Source organism: Comamonas antarctica (assembly GCF_013363755.1).
Lineage (GTDB): Bacteria > Pseudomonadota > Gammaproteobacteria > Burkholderiales > Burkholderiaceae_C > Comamonas > Comamonas antarctica.
The window spans coordinates 17,334-35,039 of the sequence record NZ_CP054842.1; the positions used below are offsets into that span (position 1 = coordinate 17,334).

A 17,706-nucleotide genomic window follows, 5' to 3' on the forward strand; every position below is an offset into this window, starting at 1 on the left:
ACTCTACGTCAACGCTGAAGACGCAGCGGCTTCGCATGAACGGCGGCTCATGATAAGCATTCAATATGGATTTTATCTGGGAGAAACGAGCGCATCGAGCTATAGCTTTAAACGGCAACAATCGCTGCAAAGCAAAATTTCAAGGAAAGGTATTAGTACTACCTTTTGATAAACAACATTTCCTGATGCATTAGAAATGTGACATCTGGTTTTTAAAAGTCCGCGCAATGCTGAATTCGGCCATGGATTTCATGCAACAATGGATTTTCTATCTGTGACTGTACTGCCTTGGCTCAGCTTTTAGCGGTTGGTGCGGCAGTAATTGCCTGCCATCAGCAGCCCTTACTGCCGACATGCCGGCCACCTCGGGGTTCAACAGCCTTTCCCGCTGAACCGCCAGTGCTGTGATTTTGTCAAAGCGGCGGGCAATCGCGGTTGGCAGTTCGCTGATGGAGTTGGTGTAGACACGTGCCTCATGCCGAGCGCGGCTGATTGCCACGTAATATAGGTTCATTGATGTGGTACGACTCTTGGTATCGAGAGCAATCAATGCGCGGTCGTTGGTTAGTCCTTGCGTGCTATGAACCGTCGATGCGTAGGCGTGCTCGAGATGCAGCGGCTTGGTTCCCAGAAACTCAAGAAAACGCTCTGGCCGTCCATTGCGCTGTTCAATCGACTCGAGCTGAACTATTCCGCCGGTGACGCTGGCAACACGCATTCGGTCGCCATTGGTGAGATCTCGACCTGGGTCGTTGCGGTTGATTCGGACGGTATCGCCTACCGCCAGTTCTGCACGTTCGGGGTGATAGACACTTAGCTTTGTCAGCTTGCGTGGGTTGATTATGGTGGTGCTGCCATCGCGACCCTCCAGCGCCAGAATATTGCCGGGCAAGGCCTCCTGGACCCGGTAAGTCTCTCCGCGCACCAGGCCGATTTTTGGATAATCCTTCTCGGGTTGAATCACCACCCCTGGCTCGTAGCTCGGTGCAAAACGCCGCTGGGCCTGTGTCATATCCACACGGGTCAATGTTTCGAAATAACGTCCTGTTCCCGCCAGATCCAGCGCCTCACGCACCATGGCGTTTATCTCGCGGCGGGCGGCATTGGTGCCGGCAACGATCAGCGTCTCGCGGCGTTCCGGCTCAGTGAGTCTTACGTAGTCATTAACGATGGCCTGGTGCCGTTCACTGGGATTTTTCAGCTCCTCCACGTGTTTGAGATGCGCAAGTGAAGGCCCCACTTTGCCTGCTGCAGCAAGCTCCACCGCGGTCTTCAATTCGAGATCCTTCTGGCGTTGAATCTCGTTGATGCGTGCGGTCTGCATGCCGTTCTCCTGGAGTTGGGCAAATGGCTTTCCCGCCTCGATGGCTTCCGTTTGCTTGGTGTCTCCCAGCAACACCATGCGCGCGCCGGCGCTTTCGACGATGCGCATGACCTGGGCCATCTGGCGTGCGCCGACTACCCCTGATTCGTCCAGAACGATGATCGTCCTGGCATCGATGGGCTTGTCCTTGGTGCGCAGAAAGCTGGCGAGCGTATGGGCCTCAAGGCCCTCGTTCTTCAGCGCCTTGACCTGATTGCCATATGGCGCGAGCGCGACGGTGCGGTATCCGACGCCGGAGGTCGATGCCTGCTGGATGAGAGCGATGGCCTGGTTCAGGGCGTAGGTCTTGCCGGTACCCGCGTCGCCCTGGATGCCGATGAATCGGTTGCTGGAACACACGATGCTTTCCACGGCTGAGCGCTGGCCGGCATTCAGGGTGGTTCCTTCGAGGGCTGTGACCACGGCGCTGGCTTGCATGAGCGGCGTGGCTGCCCCACGCCCGGCGACTTCGATGGCAAGAATGGCCTTCTCGCGTGCCAGCGCCTTGTGTGTCGTGTAACGCTTTTCGGCGGGGACGAGCGAGCCCTTCTTGATCGCGAGAGTGACGTACTGGTGCGCCTGGTTGCTCGACCATCCTTTGAGCTCTCGCAGATGGTTTTTCCAACCGGCGAGGGAGAGGGCCGGTCCATCCCTGCGCTCTGCCATGCGGTATACCGGCAAGGCTTCAATCAGCGCTCCTTGCGCGACAAGCCGCTGGATTTCGGTGCGGACTTCGTCCGTGCCTGCAAGGCCGACCGCGCGGCGCAACGCCGTGGCGGTGAGCACAGTTTCGCGCACCACTGCTTCGCGTTCGGTCAGATGGTTGATGGCGTATTGCACAACGGCTTGCGCCGGGGTGAGTCCGGCCGGCAAGCTCTGTGCGGCGAGGCGGTCGTCGGCTGGCTCACCGCCGCGTGAACTGCTGCCCGGATCACAAGGAAGTCCGTCAAGTTGCACGCGCGGTCCATAGTCGATCCCCAGCTTGCGGCTTTTTTCCACCCAATATTGCTTGACGACCTTGCGATCGGATTCGTTCTTGCGCGGGCGCGTGGCCAGTGCAATTACCTGCTTTTCCAGTGTCGTCGCTGTTGCCCGGGTCTTGCCTTCATGGGCGAGCGCATCTTCGATCACCTGGCTTCGTGCCGAGAAGGCCTCGATCTGCTCTCGGCTGATGTGTGCCAGTTCGAAGTTGCCTTTGTCATCCAGCAGGCGGATGGCATAGCCAATGGCCTGCAGGCCCTTTGCCAGCTCGGCCTTGTAGAGCGCGTCCAGTTCGTGCTGGACACGGTAGATGTCTTCGTTCGACAGCGCACGCCAAGCGCCATCGGCGCGTCGGGTCATGTTGAGGATGACGGCATGTGTGTGGAGCTGCGGGTCCTTTGCACGGCTCATCTCATGGCGGAACTTGCCGATGACCATGTTGGCGGTGCGCTCGCGAAAGCTTTTGCCTTGCACCTTTCTACGGGCCTCGGCCAGCTGCTCGACCTGCTCCAGCGCACGCGTGACGGCAAAGTCATGAGCCGCTGTGACGCCTTTGTCGCCACCGACAAGTGCTTGCATGGAAACGGACTTCGGCGCGGAAAACGTGAGGTCGAGACCCATGCGCTTCTTGTTGTCGAGCGGATCGAACGTCTTCTGGATGCATTGGCCGTTTGGTAGCTGGCCATTGAGCAGGCGCGCGAACTGTGCCTGGTCGACCGGACCGGTCAGGCCCAGTTCCTGCGCACCCCGGCCCTGCCATTCGCCAGGGTGCTCCTTGGTGTAGTAGTCGTCTGCCGCCGCAAAATAATGCGCTGCCGCATACTGGTTGTTGCCGCGGATCGACGTGACGTTGAGCATGGCAGGCTCGCGTCACCTGACATCGATGGCCAGCGCCCGCGGCGGATAGGTCACATATGGCAGCCTGATCTTCGCGATGGGAAAGTCCTCGGCAAACATCACATAGCCTTCGAGATCTCTGAGGTTGGAAATCTCCGAATCCAGCACCACAGGCTCCGGGGGACTGGCCACCAGCTGGCGGCTGCGCCCGCCGCCCCGAGCGCTCGCATTGAGGGTGGTCTGAACGCGCTCGACATGCTGCTTGCCGAGAATCTCGCTGGCCTTGTCCGCGTTGAGCGCATTCGAGGCGCCAAAGATGAGGTAGTTGCGAAAGCAGCTGAGCAGGATCTTGGCGGTGTCCTTGCCATAGGTTTCATCCAGCTGTGCCCAGTCCTGAATCGAAGCCGCCATACGCAGACCATGCTTGCGGCCCTTGGTGGCAGCAGGAACGAAAGATTCGAGCTTGCCCAGGGACTCCAGTTCATCCAGGAACAGCCACAACCGACGTGTTGCGCATGACTTGTCATCAAGGACGCTGAGAATGGTGGCGCAGATCGCATCGATCCATGTTGCGACCAGCGGCCGTTGCACAGCGCGCATATCCTCGCGCCAGGTGATGAACAGATTGCCGGCGTGCGGGTCATGCACCCATTTGTGCAGCGAGAAATCGCCTTTGGTCATGAAGCGCAGCGGCCGCACATACTTGTTCATCATGAACTGGATGGAGGCGACCGCTTTTTCGGCGTTCTCGCGGAAGTAGCCCTGCGAGTCCGTGTTGACCAGAAACGCGCGAATGACTTCGCCATCCTCACGCACCAGCAGATTGACCAGCCTGTCCTGATCGGGCTGGCCCATCTCCACCAGCTTGCGCATGGTGTCCGCCAGCACATCGCGGGTGTAGGCACACCATTGCTCATCGCTGGGATCGACCTGCGGCGGAATGACGCTCTTTGCCATCCGGTCGAAATCATGTATTCCCTTGATCTCATTGAACAGGGTCCAGCCCCGCGAGCGGCGGTCAAACGGATTGAGAATCGTGTCGCCAGGAAAGCTGAATTTCGAATAAAAAGTGCCGTTGGGGTCGATCACCGCCATCTTGTCGCGGCGCTTGAGGGCCGAGTGGATCATGCATTCCATCGCCACCGATTTCCCCGCCCCAATCGACGCACATACCAGGGTGTTGCGGTTCTCCAGATGCATCGGCATGGGCATCGGGCCGATCATGATGGGTTGCAGATCTTCTGCGCCGTTGCGCAGCGCACGCAGGCGGCGATTTTCACGGCTGTTGGCAGCGTTGACCTTGCTTCTGACCCAGTGCCAGTTGGCGATTCTCGAGCCGCGCATCCAGCGGCGATATGCCGCTCCGCGGAACCCATCGTCGCCATACTCGTGCACCAGATAGGCCGCGCCCGCAGCCAGGCCGATGCCAGCCGCCACACCGCTAGCGGTAAAGGGGTTGCTGGCCGTGGCCGTGATGGCCGCCGTGAGCGCCTGGGGCAGGGGCAGCAAGGGCACGCCGCCGGCGTAGGCACCCGCAATCCAGCCGGCCAACGGGAGGTTGATGCCCAGAAGCCAGACGGCGCTTTCTACTTCATGTTTTTGCATCGCCTTTTTCCTTTCAAGGACGCAGCGGCAGTGGCTGTCCAAGACTTTGATCCAGATCGAACAAGCGCTTTTCACCCTAAGCGTCCTGCACAAAACGCCGCATGAGCGCTGCCAGCTGTGGCGACGAGGCAGCAAGTACATCGTCTGGGGTCCGGGCGTTTTCGCAGGCGCGGATCAATGCATCTGTCTCGGCATTCGATGCCTTGCCGCGGAGGAGAAAGAGCAGCATGGCCAGCAGCGCCTGTGCCCGGCTTTGCATGCGCTCGATTTCCGCCAAGCGCCCGGACAGCTCCTGGCGATCTGCCCATGCCTCAATGCTGTCTCGGGCTGACGCGCGTTGGCTGTCATAGCCCAGTGTCCGGTCGCGGATGTATTTGGACAAGTGCCTGTAGCCAGCCAGCGCAGCCGCTTCCTCGAGCCTGCGCCGGTCTTCCTCCGAATACCAAACGGGTATTGCTTTACCGTCGTTCATGCCGGTACCACCTATAAGAATTCCTATAGCCGTAAACCTAGGAAAAATGCGGGGTCTGGACCATTTCCTATAGAAATTTCTATAGCTGTTGGCGGCGATGCATGGCCTGAAAAGCCATATACCGCCTGGGTTTCGCCTCCCGCAGGGAGGTGCGTATTGTGTATTGAGATTTCGGGCCTGTTAAGGACCGGAATCTCTTGGGGTTAAGGGCGTGGAAACCATCGAGCCCGAAGGGCGTATGTGTGAAGAGGACAAAAAGGGGACAGAAATTGGACAAAGAGGGGACAAAAAGGGGACAGAAAGTGGACAAAAAGTGGACAGAAGGAGGACAAAAAGTGCACATAACAACATTCGCAAGATGAGTATCTGCACAAAGATATTGCACGCGGGTACAGTGCGTCAGCTACGGAAAAACTCCGATGAATCAAAGCGTAAAACTTGCAATAAGACAGCTAGAGCCTATGTCCAAGGCGGTACAACTGCGCCAGTGGATGCCGGAGATCGAAGAAAAGCTGGCGTCGGGTGTGAAGTTGGTAGCCATTCATCAAAAACTCGTTGCGATAGGTTTTGACCTGCCGTTCGAGACGCTCAAGAAATATTTGTATCGCTATCGGCAAAAATCCTGCGCAACTAACGTGGCAGACGCTGCTGTGAAAAAAGTATGTGCTTCAACGGATTTATTTAAGAAAAATCACTCTGCAGATTTTGATTTTCACACGTCCGGTGAGAATAATGCGCGTCCGTCATTATCGATACAGGAAATTGGCCGTCTGATGCACCCGGATCCCGTACAGCAAGCGGAAAAGCTGGCGCGTTATGAGAGAGTCGCCCGGCAGCAGCGAAGGAGTAAGACATGAAGGTGGCCGTGATCAATTTCAGCGGAAATCCGGGGAAGACGACCATCGTCGATAACCTTCTGGCTCCGCGCATATCGGCGCCAAAATTCCGTGTGGAAACGATCAACGCCGGGTCGGTGGACGAACAGGGCACGGAGCTTCTCAAAGGTAAGGACTTTGGCGAGTTGCAGGAAGATTTGATGCTGCTGGAGTCGGCAATAGTCGATGTTGGTGCGTCCAATGTCGAGGAATTCATCAAGCAGATGGGTCAGTTTGACGGTTCGCATGGGGAATTCGATTGCTTTGTCGTGCCTGTCGTCAGTGAAAAGAAGCAGCAAATTGACACCATCAACACGATCGAGACGCTTTCCGGACTGGGCGTGCCCGCCAGCAAAATACAGGTGGTGTTCAATAAGGTCGAGCTGGAAGATGCAAGCGACGTGTCGCGCATGTTCAGCACGATATTCGGGCTTCATGCTGAAACGAAAAGCTTTACGCTGAGGCCTGATGCAGTGATATTCAGAAATGAAATATTCGAGCGCCTGCATATCCTTAAAAAAAACGTCTCGGAAATCGTCGATGACGATACCGATTACCGCACCATGCTGCGCGAAGCAAAAGATGATGATGCCAAGGCGCATGCCATCAGCATGATATCTGCCCAACGGCTGGCGAAGTCGGCGCATAAAAATCTTGACGATGTTTATCGGACGCTATTCAAATAGGATGATCGATGGGCAGCACAAACGTTTCCACCGCTCGTGAAGCCTTGATGGCTGAACTGCTGCAAGATGCCGACCTCTTGGTGCGGCGTTTCGAACAGGTTGATCAATCCATCGCCGAGAGAATTGAAAAGGCGTCCGGCGATGCTGCCGGAAAAGCATTTTTGGCCTTCAAGCTCAATTTTGAATCGGCAGTTGAAAAGGACGTCGACAAATTATTGCAGGCCGGACGGTACGCGGCAGCGCAAATCGGAAACCAGCTCAATACGCAATCTTTGCAGTTGGCTGTCATGCATGAGGCCTTTGAGCGCAAAGCGTATAGGCTCATGGCGCTGGTTACTGGTACGGCATTCGTGGCAGGTGCTCTGGGGGGCGTCATCGGGGCCAAGCTGGTAGGCGCCTGATGGTCATTGTCCCACCGCAGCGGTGTATGTCAGTGCTTGCTAAGGTGGATGGCTTCGTTGGAATAGCGAGAAATTCGTCGACTCAATTCATCAACACAGCTTTATGCGCCAATGTCGAACCAAACTGTGGAATATCGTGATGACTTCCTCAATTTCCAGAATATATCAGATCACGCCGGAGCCGGTCGGCGCTCCAAGTTTTGAAAAGTTTATTGCTGAATTGAATGAGACTTTGGATTCCGGTATCAAGTTGGTGCAACTTCGCGCGAAGAAATTAAACCGGCGAGAACACTTGGCTGTCGCTGATTTGGCGCTGGTGGCTTGCCGAAAACATGGCGCACTCCTTATTTTCAATGGCTCGGTAGAAATGGCGCTGGAGGCGCGCTGTGACGGTGTGCATTTGACCAGTGAGGCGCTGATGGCATGCCAGCAACGGCCAGCATTGGCAGGCTTCCTGGTTTCAGCGGCTTGTCATGACGAAGAGCAGGTGGCACATGCCGAAACAATCGGCGCTGACTTCATCGTGGTGTCGCCTGTTTTCGCGACAAAGACACACCCGGAAGCTGTGCCGATAGGATGGCAACGCTTTTCCGACTTGGCCGTTGGCACAAAAATTCCTGTCTTCGCTCTGGGAGGAATGAGAACCGAAATGCTGGAAGATGCGAAGAAGCACGGAGCTTGGGGCATTGCAGCTATATCTTCGACCTGGTGCAGCAAAGCTTCAAAAGAATAAGTTTCTACTGAAGAAAAGTTCCTTTACTAGCATCGATTTTCTACTGCACCCATATTTGATTTTCATATTTTCCACATGACTTTCTACCGTTCGAGGAGAAATGGAAAGAGCGATGCCTACATCTTTGATGGTGGCGCCCGTGATAAGAAGCCGTGCCACCTCCCTTTCGCGCGAGGTCATTCTTTTTGCCAAGGTTTTCTGTTCACTGCGCGCTGTTTTGGCACATCGGTTGGGGGTCGGTATCCGATATTTTTCTGCCTCGGAAATAAGATGTTTTGCAGCCTGTAGAAAGTATTCGCAAAAAGCTTCAAGTTCGTCGAGATGATTCAAGTAGAAGTTGATCGCTGCGCTGTCCGCTGTCGATGAGTAGAACAAGAAGTATTCACAGAATTCTTCTTGGCGATTGATGATGGAAAAACCATTTCCATGGTCGAAGTATTTGCGTTGATCAGCTAGCTGATGAACGTATCTGTCGCGCAATTCATGGGGATATGATTCTATCTTTTTCTCAAGAAAAGAATATCTTTCGTTCTTTTGGAAGTATTGCGGTGTATACGCTCCGACGATATAGCGTGCCTTGTGGAAAGTGTGCTCAAATGCAGCGGCATCGGTCCATAATTCACACCGGCTACCATCTCTGAAAACGCGAGAGTAGGAGAAAGCATTCAGACCTGATTTGTTGAAAAAAGGCCGGCATATGTCGAGAGTGTGGAGTGAGAGAGATGCGTTAGCCATCGTCGTCAACCTTTGCAACCGCCACGGATGGAATCTTTAAAAATCGCGAGTCAGTCTAGCCAAATTTGCGGGCGCCATCAAATATCCACCTTAACAATGGTAGAATTAATGAACTAATTTCTAGGATGTCACAAATTTTTATCAGACCAAGCCATGAGATGGATGATTGAAAATTGGGTCGAGTTTTCCGGTAGTGACACGGGAAATTACCTGGATTTGATCTGGGGATGCGTTAATTCGATTGAATCGAGCTCAAATAGGGAGGGGGATTGATCCCCCTCCAAATATTTGAGGTCAAGATTTCAGTTGTTTCATGCCTTCAGCGAGCATCCATAAGGCCCGATTGATCAAGCGCGCGGCAAACCCTGCCGTTAAGGTCGGGGTCAAGAGCGCGGACGGCAAAGCCGTCCTGGAGTTGGGGTTTCCCATGGAGTCATTCACATGAGCTGGATAAAATCCCAGTATGCAGCGATTGCAGGCCTTCAAGTTCCAACTGTTGCCCAACGGGGCGCAGCAGCGCGACATGCGCCGCTTTGCCGGATCTTGCCGATTCGTCTACAACAAGGCTTTGGCACTGCAACAGTCCAACCACGAAGCCGACGGGAAGTTCATCGGCTATGTCGCCATGGCAAAGCATCTGACCGACTGGCGCCATAGCAGCGAGACACCCTGGCTCAAGGAGGCTCCGTGCCACCCCTTGCAGCACGCACTCAAGGACTTGGAGCGGGCATACAAGAACTTCTTTGCCAAGCGCGCAGATTTTCCGCGCTTCAAGCGCAAAGGGCGTGGCGAAAGTTTCCGCTACCCTGACCCCAAGCAATTCGAGATCGACCAGGCCAACAGCCGCATCAAGCTGCCCAAGCTCGGCTGGATACGCTATCGCAACAGCCGAGATATTGCTGGCGTAGCAAGGAACATCACTCTCAGCGAGTCCGGGGACAGATGGTTCGCCAGCATCCAGACCGAGCGGGAGTTGCCCCAGCCGGTGCCAACTGCCACCACGGCCATCGGCATCGATGTCGGCATTGCGCGCTTTGCCACCCTGAGCGACGGCAGTTTCATTGCGCCCCTGAACAGTTTCAAGCAAGACCAGCGACGCCTTGCGCGTTACCAGCGGCGCATGGCCCGCAAGGTCAAATTCAGCAACAACTGGAAAAAGGCAAAGACCAAAGTTCAAAAGATTCACAGAGCCATCGCCAACGCCCGCAAGGACTTCCTCCACAAAACCACCACGACGATCTGCCAAAACCACGCGCTCGTCTGTATTGAGGATTTGCAGGTGAAAAACATCTCCAGGTCGGCGAAGGGCAGCAGCGAACAGCCCGGCCAACGGGTGCGGCAAAAGGCCGGCTTGAACCGCTGCATTCTCGATCAGGGCTGGGCAGAGTTCAGGCGGCAACTGGCGTACAAGATGGACTGGAGCGGCGGTATGCTGCTGGCAGTGCCCGCACACCACACCAGCCAGACCTGCCCCTGCTGTGGCCATGTTGCACCGGAAAATCGCAGAACGCAGCAGCAATTCCAGTGCGTCGCCTGCGGCCACAGGGCCCATGCCGATGAGGTGGGTGCTATTAATGTTCTAGAGCGTGGACAGCGCTTGTTAGCCTGTGGAGAGGACGGCTCTGGCCGCAGTCGCAAGACAGCGGTGCAACCCGCCTCGGTGAAGCAGGAACCCGCCGAAGCGACTACGTAAGAGCGTGGCTCTGCATAGCGCAGCAGGAATCCCCCTCCTTCCCGCGCAAGCGGTGGCCGAAGGCCAAGGTGGGGGAGGATGTCAACTCATTGGCTTCAGCATCATCGACTTGCGCGGCATGGCGCAGCCGCACCATATGCTTGGTGTGCTCACGCTTGCCTTCGTCACGCACGCGGGTCTGGCACACCATGAAGGGGTCAAAACCTTCCTTGCGCAGCTCGGAAAGAATCGCGCTGGTGGCAATGTAGCTGTAGCGCTCGGATCGGCTGCTGTGCTTTTCCTGCGCAAATATGGAGGGCGCTACCTCACGGATTTGCACATCAGTCAGCGGTAGGTCACTGCGCAGAGCAGGGGAGTGAGAAGCGAAGCGGGATGCGAGTTGCATTGTCTTTCTCCAAGGTTGGCTGTGGTTCAAAGGCCTACCGGATTCCAAGATTCGGAGCCCTTGTGGCTTTGGTTGATTCGGCGCAGCGACCTGGGCCGGTCCTGTTGCCGCCGTCTTTCCTGAGTTCATCGCCCGCGGAAACCGAAGCCAGCGGGGACGGGCCGTCAAGGAGGCAAGCGCAGGGTTGGTGCGGCCCGCAGCCGCAGGCGAGGACTCGGCCCTGCGCGCCTTGACGGCCAGGTACCGCTGGCTACGGTCGCGGACAAGGCGATGGACTTGGGAAAGACGGCCAGCGGCCTACAGCCCAGGGCGTTGCGCCGGATCAACGCCGCGCGGCGAGCGCCTTCGCGTGCGCAGACACGCCTGGCTGGATTGGTCTGGCCGATCAGGCACAGCCTGGTCGGCGGTATCGCAGGGGCGCCAAGCAGCGCGCGGCGGGGATGGCCGGCAAGGCGATCCCCTGGAGGCAAGCGCAGCGCGCAGGCCGGCACCGCCGGCCGAAGGCATCAGGGATCAAAGCCGAATGGCCGCGATGCGGAACGCGGCGCGGGGCGCAGCCCGCGAGCCCGACGGCGCCACGCCGGGATGCTCAATGGCACAACATCCAGAGAAAGCCGCAATGAACAACTTTGCAGTTCAGGACAGGAAACAGGCCGAGTGGGCAGAACGAGCGTACCGAGCGCAAGCAGCGGCCGCGCAGGCGCTGGAGCGCCTGCTGGACCTGGCCGAGACGCGCGACAGCGGTCAGATCCGAACGTTGGCGCACTTCATTGCAGCCACTTTCGATGGTCAGACGTTCCCGTTCGACCTATTCGACTTGCGCACAGTCGATGTGGACATCAGCGATGACATGCTGCTGTGCCTGGATGCGCTGCGCTGGGGCAAGGCCGATCTCTTCAAGCTGGTGCCGAACGGCGAGCAGCGCATCCTCGCCATATGCAAGGATTGGGGCTTCGAGTGGCCCGATCGCTGAATCGAAAAGCGAGTGTCGGGCATGAGGCAGGCGTGCAGGTCAGCCGTTAGCCCAGGTACCTCACACACGATGGCCAGTGGCAAGGATGCGAGACCCGCAGGCGGCCCATGCACCGCGAACAGCAGCGACATTGCGCGGTGAGCAACGCTTACCAGTGCCTGGCCGAGATATGGTTCGGGTAAGCCAAGTGCATTACGGATTTTTCATCGCAGCGATGAAGAATTTTGCGGACGCAGGCCATGTGAGCCCATCGCGCTCAGCTGCCTCGCGCAACGTGGTGCGTCCTGATGCTCCGCAGAGGTTTGCCACCTCCTTGAACGTGGCTGCCGTGTAGATCACCACGGAGCCGCGTTCGACGCGATAGCCGCGGCCAGATGCAGAATCCGTGAGACCAAAGCCACGCAGCGATGCAGCCACAAACAGACCGACGTCTGCAGAGTGGATATCTCGGTTCATGGAATATTTCTCTAAAAGCTTTGCGGTCGGTATGTCCAAATCGCTTGGACAAGCTTTCACACCATATTGCATCGTTTGGAGTACTGCATTCATCGACAGGGCAGTGGGCACCGCCAAGGGCTGGCTGGAGGCTGCTTAAGCTGGCCCAGCGTCAAAAACTTCGCTGGGCGCAAGCCGCAGCAACACCGATGCTTCTTTGACCGTGCCGGCCAGCCATTGATCGACGTCGGCCATGTTGATCGGAATGACGCTGCGCTTGTCCTGCTGGTCCGCTGGCAGCTTGGGGTCGGGCTTGTGCATGCGGTTCATCAGCGGGTGCGCATCGGCATTGAGGGTCAGCATGGTGTAGCTCTCGTGCACCTCGCCGGTGGCCCGGTCCACCCAGGTGTTCCACAGGCCTGCCAGGCCCCAGGGCAAGCCATCTGCGCGCCGAAACCGCCACCAGACGTTCTTGCCGCTTTCCCAGTTGGGCTCGTCGAAGTCGGCCGCTGGGATGATGCAGCGCTGTCCCCTGGCCCAGGCGTCCTTGTAGCTGGCTTTGCTGGCGACCTCTTCCGAGCGCGCGTTATTGGTGCTGTATTTGAGTTTGGCCTCCTTGGACCATGGCGGAATCAGCGCCCACTGACCCACGGCCAATTCACGGCTGTAGCCCACATCATCCACGGCGCGCCGAATGAAAGGGCCGGGGGTGCGCGGGTGCACCATCCCCGGCCATGTGCGTTCGCGCGTATCGACGCGGAAATGCAGCGACACATCAATCGGGCCGGGAGGTCGGTAAACATTGCACATGGTTTGATCGTAAATAGTTTGAGCACACGTATACTGTACGAATGTACAGCGTTATTGCATTTACCGGTCAACCCATCCCCTGGATGGCATCTCCCATGGCATTGCCATGGGCAGATTGCTCGGTGCGCGCTGGTTTTCCCTCCCCCGCCGAAGACTTCAGCGGCAGACGCCTGGACCTGTCGGAAATCCTGGTGGAGCATCCACAAGCGACCTATTTGCTGCGCGTGGCCGGCCCCTCGATGATCGAATATGGCATAGACGATGGCGATTTGATCGTGGTGGATCGCGCGCTCACTGCGCGCCATGGCTGCATCGTGGTGGCGATTTTGGACAGTGAATTCACGGTGAAGCTGCTGCACCAGGTCAATGGCATTTTTCGCCTCAAGGCGGGCAACCGCACCTATCCCGACATCGTTCCACGCGACGGCCAGACGCTGGAAATCTGGGGTGTGGTCACGGCCTGCGTGAAACGCTTTTCCCGGTAATCATGTTTGCGCTGATCGACGGCAACAATTTCTATGTGTCGTGCGAGCGCGCGTTTCGCCCCTCGCTGCGCGGCCTGCCCGTGGTCGTGCTGTCTAATAACGATGGCTGCGCCATTGCCCGGTCGGACGAGGCCAAGGCGCTGGGCGTCAAGATGGGCCAGCCCCATTTCGAGATCCGCCATCTGGAGCAGAGCGCTGGGCTGGTCTGCCTGTCGGCAAATTTCGAGCTCTACGGCGATATCAGTGACCGGATGATGACGCTGGCCGCCGGCCTGGGCCCGCTGCAGGAGATCTATTCCATCGACGAGAGCTATGTCGGTGACCTGGAGGGCATGCGCGACCTCACGCAACGCGCCTGGGCCATTCGCTCGCGCATCTACCGGTGGACCAGCATTCCAACCTGCGTGGGCCTGGCGCCCACCAAGACCCTGGCCAAGTTGTGCAACCACGTGGCCAAGGATGCCGAACGCAAACCGGGGAGCTACCCCAAGGAATTCGCCCAGGTCTGCAACTGGGCGGAAATGTCGGCGGCGGCGCAGCAGGATGTGCTCCACCGGACGCTGGCCTCCGAGGTCTGGGGCATTGGTCGCAGGATTGCGGCTCAGCTGTCGGAGCAGGGCATCCTGACGGCGTGGGACGTGGCCCATATGCCGGCCACCAAGGCCAGGCGGGAGTGGAGCGTGGTGCTCGAGCGCACCGTGCTCGAACTCCAGGGCCTGAGCTGCATCAGCCTGGAACAGGCGCCGCCGCCAAAGAAACAGATCGCCAGTACGCGCAGCTTTGGCCAGGCCATCACGGACTTGCCGCCGCTGATCGAGGCGGTGAGCGAGTTCGCCACGCGCGCAGCGGAAAAACTGCGCGCCGGTGGCCAGCGCGCCGGCGCGCTGCAGGTCTTTGCCCATACCTCGCCGTTTCGGCCAGGGCCGCGCTTTTACCGCACGGCCACCATCCACCTTGAGCCGCCTTCCTGCGACACCAAGGTGCTGGTGGGCGCGGCCGTTGCGGGCGTACGTTCGATCTATGCACCCGGCTACCAACTGGCCAAGGCGGGAGTGATGCTGCTGGATCTGGCCGCCAAAGGGGTCGAGCAGCAGGCCTTGGATTTTGCCGCGCCGGGTTCGGTGCGTGATCAAAGCCCGCTGATGGAGGTGATGGACCGAATCAATGGACGTTGGGGCAAGGCCACGGTGCATGTGGCAAGCACCGGCAATGCGGAGAAAGCTGTGTCGGATTGGCGGATGAAACAGGAACGCCGAACACCGCGGTACACGACGGTGCTGGACGAGGTGCCGATTGCGCGCGCGTGATATCGACACATCGTCACGTGACTGAGTAAAGCCGAGTTGCGGATTCAAGCCAGGCCAGAGATCCCTCCAACAAATCATCCGCGTTGACGAGGGTACTCAACCGATAGCTGGATCCCGCGACCTAGCATTACAAGGCATTTCGCATCATTGCTGTGGGTGGCTGCAGCGGCAGTGGAGCCTGCAGCCGTACGCTGCATATCCGGCCGGTATGCCCGCCCATCCAACGGAAGGATCACATGCGCCACTGCCAGTTCATTTCAGATGAGGTGCTTCAACGGCTTGCCGCCGACCCCCAGCTCTCGCAAGAGGCGCGTTAACAAGCGGCCCACACTGCGCGACCGGGCCATGGCGCTGAAGGCACCCTGGGTGAACCGGCTGGTTACGGATATCGAAGTTAAAGATATCGAGGCGATGCAGCGTGTGCTGGCCTCGCTGCGCGCTCAGCTGGATACAGAAATAAGTGGTGCGGATGGCGCATGACAAGCCACATTTGCGGCTGATCGGAGCAAGCTTTCGTGCTCAAGTCAGCAAATCATGACGCCAGGTCTCACGAAACCACTGTGGTGGTTGGCAAACGCTACAGTTCTTCGCATGACGCCGCCATAGATCGGCGGCGGTATGCTGAGCGGAAGAATCTGTGCATGCGCAAACTGACAGTCTCCAGGAAACTCACACAACGTGGAATGACGATCCGATCCTCATGCCCGGTGGCGCACTGCATGGCGAGGCCAGCCCGGTTTTTCGGCTGACAAGCTACTTTCCTTACTATGAGGCGCATCCTTACCTGATGCCCGACGCCTGGCAAGCGCTGCTCGACTGTTTCCTGCCGCTAGTGCGCGAGCACTGCGACCGAATCATTCTTTGGAACAGGCCTGGAGCCAAGGCGCGCCGTGGCAAGCGCATCTTCGAGGCGGACTGGCGCCCTTTTCATCACCTGTCGTCCCTGCAAAATGACGTCGAGTCCGGCATCTTCACGGGATTCTCATTCAACGGTGGCGCAATCCTTGATGAGATGAGGAAAACACGACCTGGCCTTGCTCCCTGGACCCATGTGACGGGCGGTTTTTGACGACTTACCCCTGGGCACCTTGGAGCGTGAATGGATGGCCAGTCCCAAGCTGGAAATACCGCGGCGAGTTCTTTCGGTGGAGGAGCCGTTGGAATGCCCGACTGCCAGCCAAATTCCCGACACCATCCACGTGCAGCCGCAAAGCGCGTGGTTCACTCGCGCCGGTTTCCCGCTGCGTAATCTGGTGCAGGCGATGGCTTTGCGGTGCTGGGCGAAATGGCGCGCACCGGCATTGCAGTTGCCCAACTGCCGGTCGGTTACTACACGCCCGAACTCAAGCACAAGCAGCTGGTGCGGCTCAAGGTGGAGCCGGAGCTACCGGACGTTGAATACTTCGCCATCTATCGCCGTGCCATTGGCCACGCACTGGCAGGCCCCGTCGCCAAGATGGCCAAAGAACACTGCAATTTCGCCGCCAGTTCGACGAGTCGGTCATGGATACGCCCCTAGCCACCGCAATAAAGCTTCCATGAACCGGCCGGACAGGCGCAACGAACCACCCAAATTATGGAATTCGACGATGTTCGGCAGGCCTTTCAGAACCATTGCCCAACTGCCTGCAGCGTTTGTCTTTGACTCCATGGTGAAGGCAAGGCATGGAGCAAGGGGTCATTGTCAACGCACGAACGTCCTTCATGCAAGTGCCTTCCGGGTCAGCCGGTGGAACTGCAGAATCATGAGCGGGCCCAGCAGGGCTCCCAAGCCCACGCTGCTCCATGCCCATCCCCACGCACTGCCAGGCAATGCAAGCTGGGCTTGACCCCAGTCCAATACGGCCCCGAATACCCAGGGACTGATGGCTCCGGCACCAAACCCCATCACCGACCTTACCGAGTAAGCAGCGCCCAGGCGGTGGGCCGGAACCACGTCTGCCAGGGCCGTCGAATAAACCGATGAATCGGCAATGGCGCACAAGTTGTAGATGGCAGCGAACCCGGCCAACACCCATAGCGGGGCGGCCCACAGCCAGCCAAAAGTGAACGAGCACAGCAGGCTGGCGGCGCTGGCAGCCAGCATTACGCGCACCCGGCCATGGCGGTCGGAGGCGGCACCGCCCAACACGCTGCCCACGACGCTTGCCAAATGGGCCATGGCCGCCAGACCAATGCCCTGCGCCGATGACAGGCCGCTGCCCTGTGCGGCAAATGCCAGGTAGGCGGGAAGCCAGGCCCAGAGTGCCATCAATTCCCAGCAGTGCGCGGCATAGGCCCAGTTGCCTGCCATGGCAGGTCGGTCGCGCAGCGTCTCGGCGAGTGCGAGCTGCATGGGCACGGCCGCGGCTGCTGGATCACGAAGCGGGTCGGCCCGCATCCGCTCCAGTGCCCAGACCGTCAATACCGCGCCAACCGCCACCATGCCGGCCACCACCAGCAGAATGCTGCGCCAGTGCAGCGTGTTTGCCAGCAGCGCTACGGTCATCAGTGACAGCCCATAGCCAAGCGACGACGCACCGATGAAAGCCCCCATGGCCTTGCCGCGGCGCTGCAACGTGGCGTTGTTGGCAAGCAGTTGCAGTCCCGGGCTGTAGCAGCCTCCGGCGCACAATCCGGTGAGTCCATAAAGCAGTGCCGCGGACAAGGGACCCTGCGCAACCAGTGCAAAAATGCTTGCCGCCACGGCCGTCAGCAGGCTGCTTGCCAGAAACACGCGACGCGGCCCGATGCGATCGGCAATGAAGCCGACGCTAAAAAGCGAGACCAGATAACCCACATACCAGGCGCTTTGCACCAAGCCAGCGCTGGAGGCAGAAAGCGCCCAGTCCTCCATCACGCGCGGCATCACGCCGGCCCAGACGGTGGCAATCGTGGCCTGGAACATCCTTGTGGTGCACAGCAGTAGCAACCAGCCCGGACGCGGCGCA

The 17,706-nt window shown here is 58.4% G+C and carries 18 protein-coding genes and 1 pseudogene; 11 read left to right on the plus strand and 8 right to left on the minus strand.

What is annotated here, in order from left to right; genetic code table 11:
• Positions 1–268: 268 nt before the first annotated feature.
• The 3 genes from mobF to HUK68_RS22340 all read right to left on the minus strand — a co-directional run bounded on the left by mobF (position 269) and on the right by HUK68_RS22340 (position 5,258).
• Entirely contained in the window at positions 269–3,202 is a 2,934-nt protein-coding gene (gene mobF, locus HUK68_RS22330; protein ID WP_175506480.1) for a MobF family relaxase, read from the minus strand.
• A gap of 12 nt (positions 3,203–3,214) precedes the next feature.
• Positions 3,215–4,786, minus strand: a complete 1,572-nt coding sequence (locus HUK68_RS22335) for a type IV secretion system DNA-binding domain-containing protein (RefSeq protein ID WP_175506481.1) — start codon at positions 4,784–4,786, stop codon at positions 3,215–3,217.
• 76 nt (positions 4,787–4,862) lie between these two features.
• Entirely contained in the window at positions 4,863–5,258 is a 396-nt protein-coding gene (locus HUK68_RS22340; RefSeq protein WP_175506482.1) for a conjugal transfer protein TraA, read from the minus strand.
• Positions 5,259–5,677: 419 nt separating this feature from the next.
• Between HUK68_RS22340 and HUK68_RS22345 the strand changes: the two genes are divergently transcribed.
• From HUK68_RS22345 to HUK68_RS22360, 4 genes are all read left to right on the plus strand, one after another.
• Positions 5,678–6,115 carry a conjugal transfer protein TraD gene (locus tag HUK68_RS22345; protein ID WP_175506483.1) on the plus strand — a complete coding sequence of 146 codons (438 nt, stop codon included), beginning with the start codon at positions 5,678–5,680 and terminating at the stop codon, positions 6,113–6,115.
• Entirely contained in the window at positions 6,112–6,819 is a 708-nt protein-coding gene (gene stbB, locus HUK68_RS22350) for a StbB family protein (RefSeq protein ID WP_175506484.1), read from the plus strand. The genes HUK68_RS22345 and stbB overlap by 4 nt, the downstream gene beginning before the upstream one ends.
• A gap of 47 nt (positions 6,820–6,866) precedes the next feature.
• A complete protein-coding gene (locus HUK68_RS22355) occupies positions 6,867–7,220 on the plus strand; it encodes a hypothetical protein (RefSeq protein WP_175506596.1) in 354 nt (117 codons plus the stop codon).
• A gap of 139 nt (positions 7,221–7,359) precedes the next feature.
• The gene (locus HUK68_RS22360; RefSeq protein ID WP_175506485.1) at positions 7,360–7,953 is read left to right on the plus strand and encodes a thiamine phosphate synthase; all 594 of its coding nucleotides are present in this window, start codon (positions 7,360–7,362) and stop codon (positions 7,951–7,953) included.
• Here HUK68_RS22360 and HUK68_RS22365 read toward each other — a convergent pair.
• A complete protein-coding gene (locus tag HUK68_RS22365) occupies positions 7,942–8,688 on the minus strand; it encodes a response regulator transcription factor (RefSeq protein ID WP_175506486.1) in 747 nt (248 codons plus the stop codon). The genes HUK68_RS22360 and HUK68_RS22365 overlap by 12 nt on opposite strands.
• Positions 8,689–9,151: 463 nt before the next feature.
• Between HUK68_RS22365 and HUK68_RS22370 the strand changes: the two genes are divergently transcribed.
• Positions 9,152–10,381 (plus strand): RNA-guided endonuclease InsQ/TnpB family protein, encoded by a 1,230-nt coding sequence (locus HUK68_RS22370; RefSeq protein WP_175506487.1) that lies wholly within the window; start codon positions 9,152–9,154, stop codon positions 10,379–10,381.
• Between the two features lie 82 nt (positions 10,382–10,463).
• On the opposite strand, the pseudogene HUK68_RS22375 reads toward HUK68_RS22370, so the two are convergent.
• Positions 10,464–10,766 (minus strand): annotated as a pseudogene (locus tag HUK68_RS22375) (DUF932 domain-containing protein); the annotation flags it as partial.
• Positions 10,767–11,385: 619 nt separating this feature from the next.
• Between HUK68_RS22375 and HUK68_RS22380 the strand changes: the two are divergent.
• Positions 11,386–11,739 (plus strand): DUF7673 family protein, encoded by a 354-nt coding sequence (locus tag HUK68_RS22380; protein ID WP_175506489.1) that lies wholly within the window; start codon positions 11,386–11,388, stop codon positions 11,737–11,739.
• A 192-nt stretch (positions 11,740–11,931) separates the two neighbouring features.
• Here the strand turns inward: HUK68_RS22380 and HUK68_RS22385 are convergent, their stop codons facing one another.
• Positions 11,932–12,288: a hypothetical protein gene (locus tag HUK68_RS22385; protein ID WP_175506490.1), complete on the minus strand. Its 357-nt coding sequence runs from the start codon at positions 12,286–12,288 to the stop codon at positions 11,932–11,934.
• Positions 12,289–12,330: 42 nt separating this feature from the next.
• The gene (locus tag HUK68_RS22390; RefSeq protein WP_175506491.1) at positions 12,331–12,984 is read right to left on the minus strand and encodes an SOS response-associated peptidase; all 654 of its coding nucleotides are present in this window, start codon (positions 12,982–12,984) and stop codon (positions 12,331–12,333) included.
• 95 nt (positions 12,985–13,079) lie between these two features.
• Between HUK68_RS22390 and HUK68_RS22395 the strand changes: the two genes are divergently transcribed.
• The 5 genes from HUK68_RS22395 to HUK68_RS22410 all read left to right on the plus strand — a co-directional run bounded on the left by HUK68_RS22395 (position 13,080) and on the right by HUK68_RS22410 (position 16,295).
• Positions 13,080–13,469, plus strand: a complete 390-nt coding sequence (locus HUK68_RS22395; protein ID WP_244146437.1) for a LexA family protein — start codon at positions 13,080–13,082, stop codon at positions 13,467–13,469.
• Between the two features lie 2 nt (positions 13,470–13,471).
• Positions 13,472–14,776: a Y-family DNA polymerase gene (locus HUK68_RS22400; protein ID WP_175506493.1), complete on the plus strand. Its 1,305-nt coding sequence runs from the start codon at positions 13,472–13,474 to the stop codon at positions 14,774–14,776.
• Between the two features lie 345 nt (positions 14,777–15,121).
• Positions 15,122–15,256 carry a hypothetical protein gene (locus HUK68_RS23470; protein ID WP_279614330.1) on the plus strand — a complete coding sequence of 45 codons (135 nt, stop codon included), beginning with the start codon at positions 15,122–15,124 and terminating at the stop codon, positions 15,254–15,256.
• A gap of 157 nt (positions 15,257–15,413) precedes the next feature.
• Complete coding sequence (locus HUK68_RS22405; protein ID WP_175506494.1) at positions 15,414–15,845, plus strand: hypothetical protein; 432 nt, start codon at positions 15,414–15,416, stop codon at positions 15,843–15,845.
• A gap of 204 nt (positions 15,846–16,049) precedes the next feature.
• Positions 16,050–16,295 carry a hypothetical protein gene (locus tag HUK68_RS22410; RefSeq protein WP_175506495.1) on the plus strand — a complete coding sequence of 82 codons (246 nt, stop codon included), beginning with the start codon at positions 16,050–16,052 and terminating at the stop codon, positions 16,293–16,295.
• Positions 16,296–16,478: 183 nt separating this feature from the next.
• On the opposite strand, the gene HUK68_RS22415 is transcribed toward HUK68_RS22410, so the two are convergent.
• A complete protein-coding gene (locus tag HUK68_RS22415; RefSeq protein ID WP_244146438.1) occupies positions 16,479–17,663 on the minus strand; it encodes an MFS transporter in 1,185 nt (394 codons plus the stop codon).
• Positions 17,664–17,706: the final 43 nt, after the last annotated feature.

Excerpts from the sequence above, each read along its gene's own strand:
- mobF (WP_175506480.1), bottom strand. The coding sequence starts at position 3,202 with ATGCTCAACGTCACGTCGATCCGCGGCAACAACCAGTATGCGGCAGCG.
- HUK68_RS22335 (WP_175506481.1), bottom strand. The coding sequence starts at position 4,786 with ATGCAAAAACATGAAGTAGAAAGCGCCGTCTGGCTTCTGGGCATCAAC.
- HUK68_RS22340 (WP_175506482.1), bottom strand. The coding sequence starts at position 5,258 with ATGAACGACGGTAAAGCAATACCCGTTTGGTATTCGGAGGAAGACCGG.
- HUK68_RS22345 (WP_175506483.1), top strand. The coding sequence starts at position 5,678 with ATGAATCAAAGCGTAAAACTTGCAATAAGACAGCTAGAGCCTATGTCC.
- stbB (WP_175506484.1), top strand. The coding sequence starts at position 6,112 with ATGAAGGTGGCCGTGATCAATTTCAGCGGAAATCCGGGGAAGACGACC.
- HUK68_RS22355 (WP_175506596.1), top strand. The coding sequence starts at position 6,867 with ATGGCTGAACTGCTGCAAGATGCCGACCTCTTGGTGCGGCGTTTCGAA.
- HUK68_RS22360 (WP_175506485.1), top strand. The coding sequence starts at position 7,360 with ATGACTTCCTCAATTTCCAGAATATATCAGATCACGCCGGAGCCGGTC.
- HUK68_RS22365 (WP_175506486.1), bottom strand. The coding sequence starts at position 8,688 with ATGGCTAACGCATCTCTCTCACTCCACACTCTCGACATATGCCGGCCT.
- HUK68_RS22370 (WP_175506487.1), top strand. The coding sequence starts at position 9,152 with ATGCAGCGATTGCAGGCCTTCAAGTTCCAACTGTTGCCCAACGGGGCG.
- HUK68_RS22380 (WP_175506489.1), top strand. The coding sequence starts at position 11,386 with ATGAACAACTTTGCAGTTCAGGACAGGAAACAGGCCGAGTGGGCAGAA.
- HUK68_RS22385 (WP_175506490.1), bottom strand. The coding sequence starts at position 12,288 with ATGAATGCAGTACTCCAAACGATGCAATATGGTGTGAAAGCTTGTCCA.
- HUK68_RS22390 (WP_175506491.1), bottom strand. The coding sequence starts at position 12,984 with ATGTGCAATGTTTACCGACCTCCCGGCCCGATTGATGTGTCGCTGCAT.
- HUK68_RS22395 (WP_244146437.1), top strand. The coding sequence starts at position 13,080 with ATGGCATTGCCATGGGCAGATTGCTCGGTGCGCGCTGGTTTTCCCTCC.
- HUK68_RS22400 (WP_175506493.1), top strand. The coding sequence starts at position 13,472 with ATGTTTGCGCTGATCGACGGCAACAATTTCTATGTGTCGTGCGAGCGC.
- HUK68_RS23470 (WP_279614330.1), top strand. The coding sequence starts at position 15,122 with ATGGCGCTGAAGGCACCCTGGGTGAACCGGCTGGTTACGGATATCGAA.
- HUK68_RS22415 (WP_244146438.1), bottom strand. The coding sequence starts at position 17,663 with ATGTTCCAGGCCACGATTGCCACCGTCTGGGCCGGCGTGATGCCGCGC.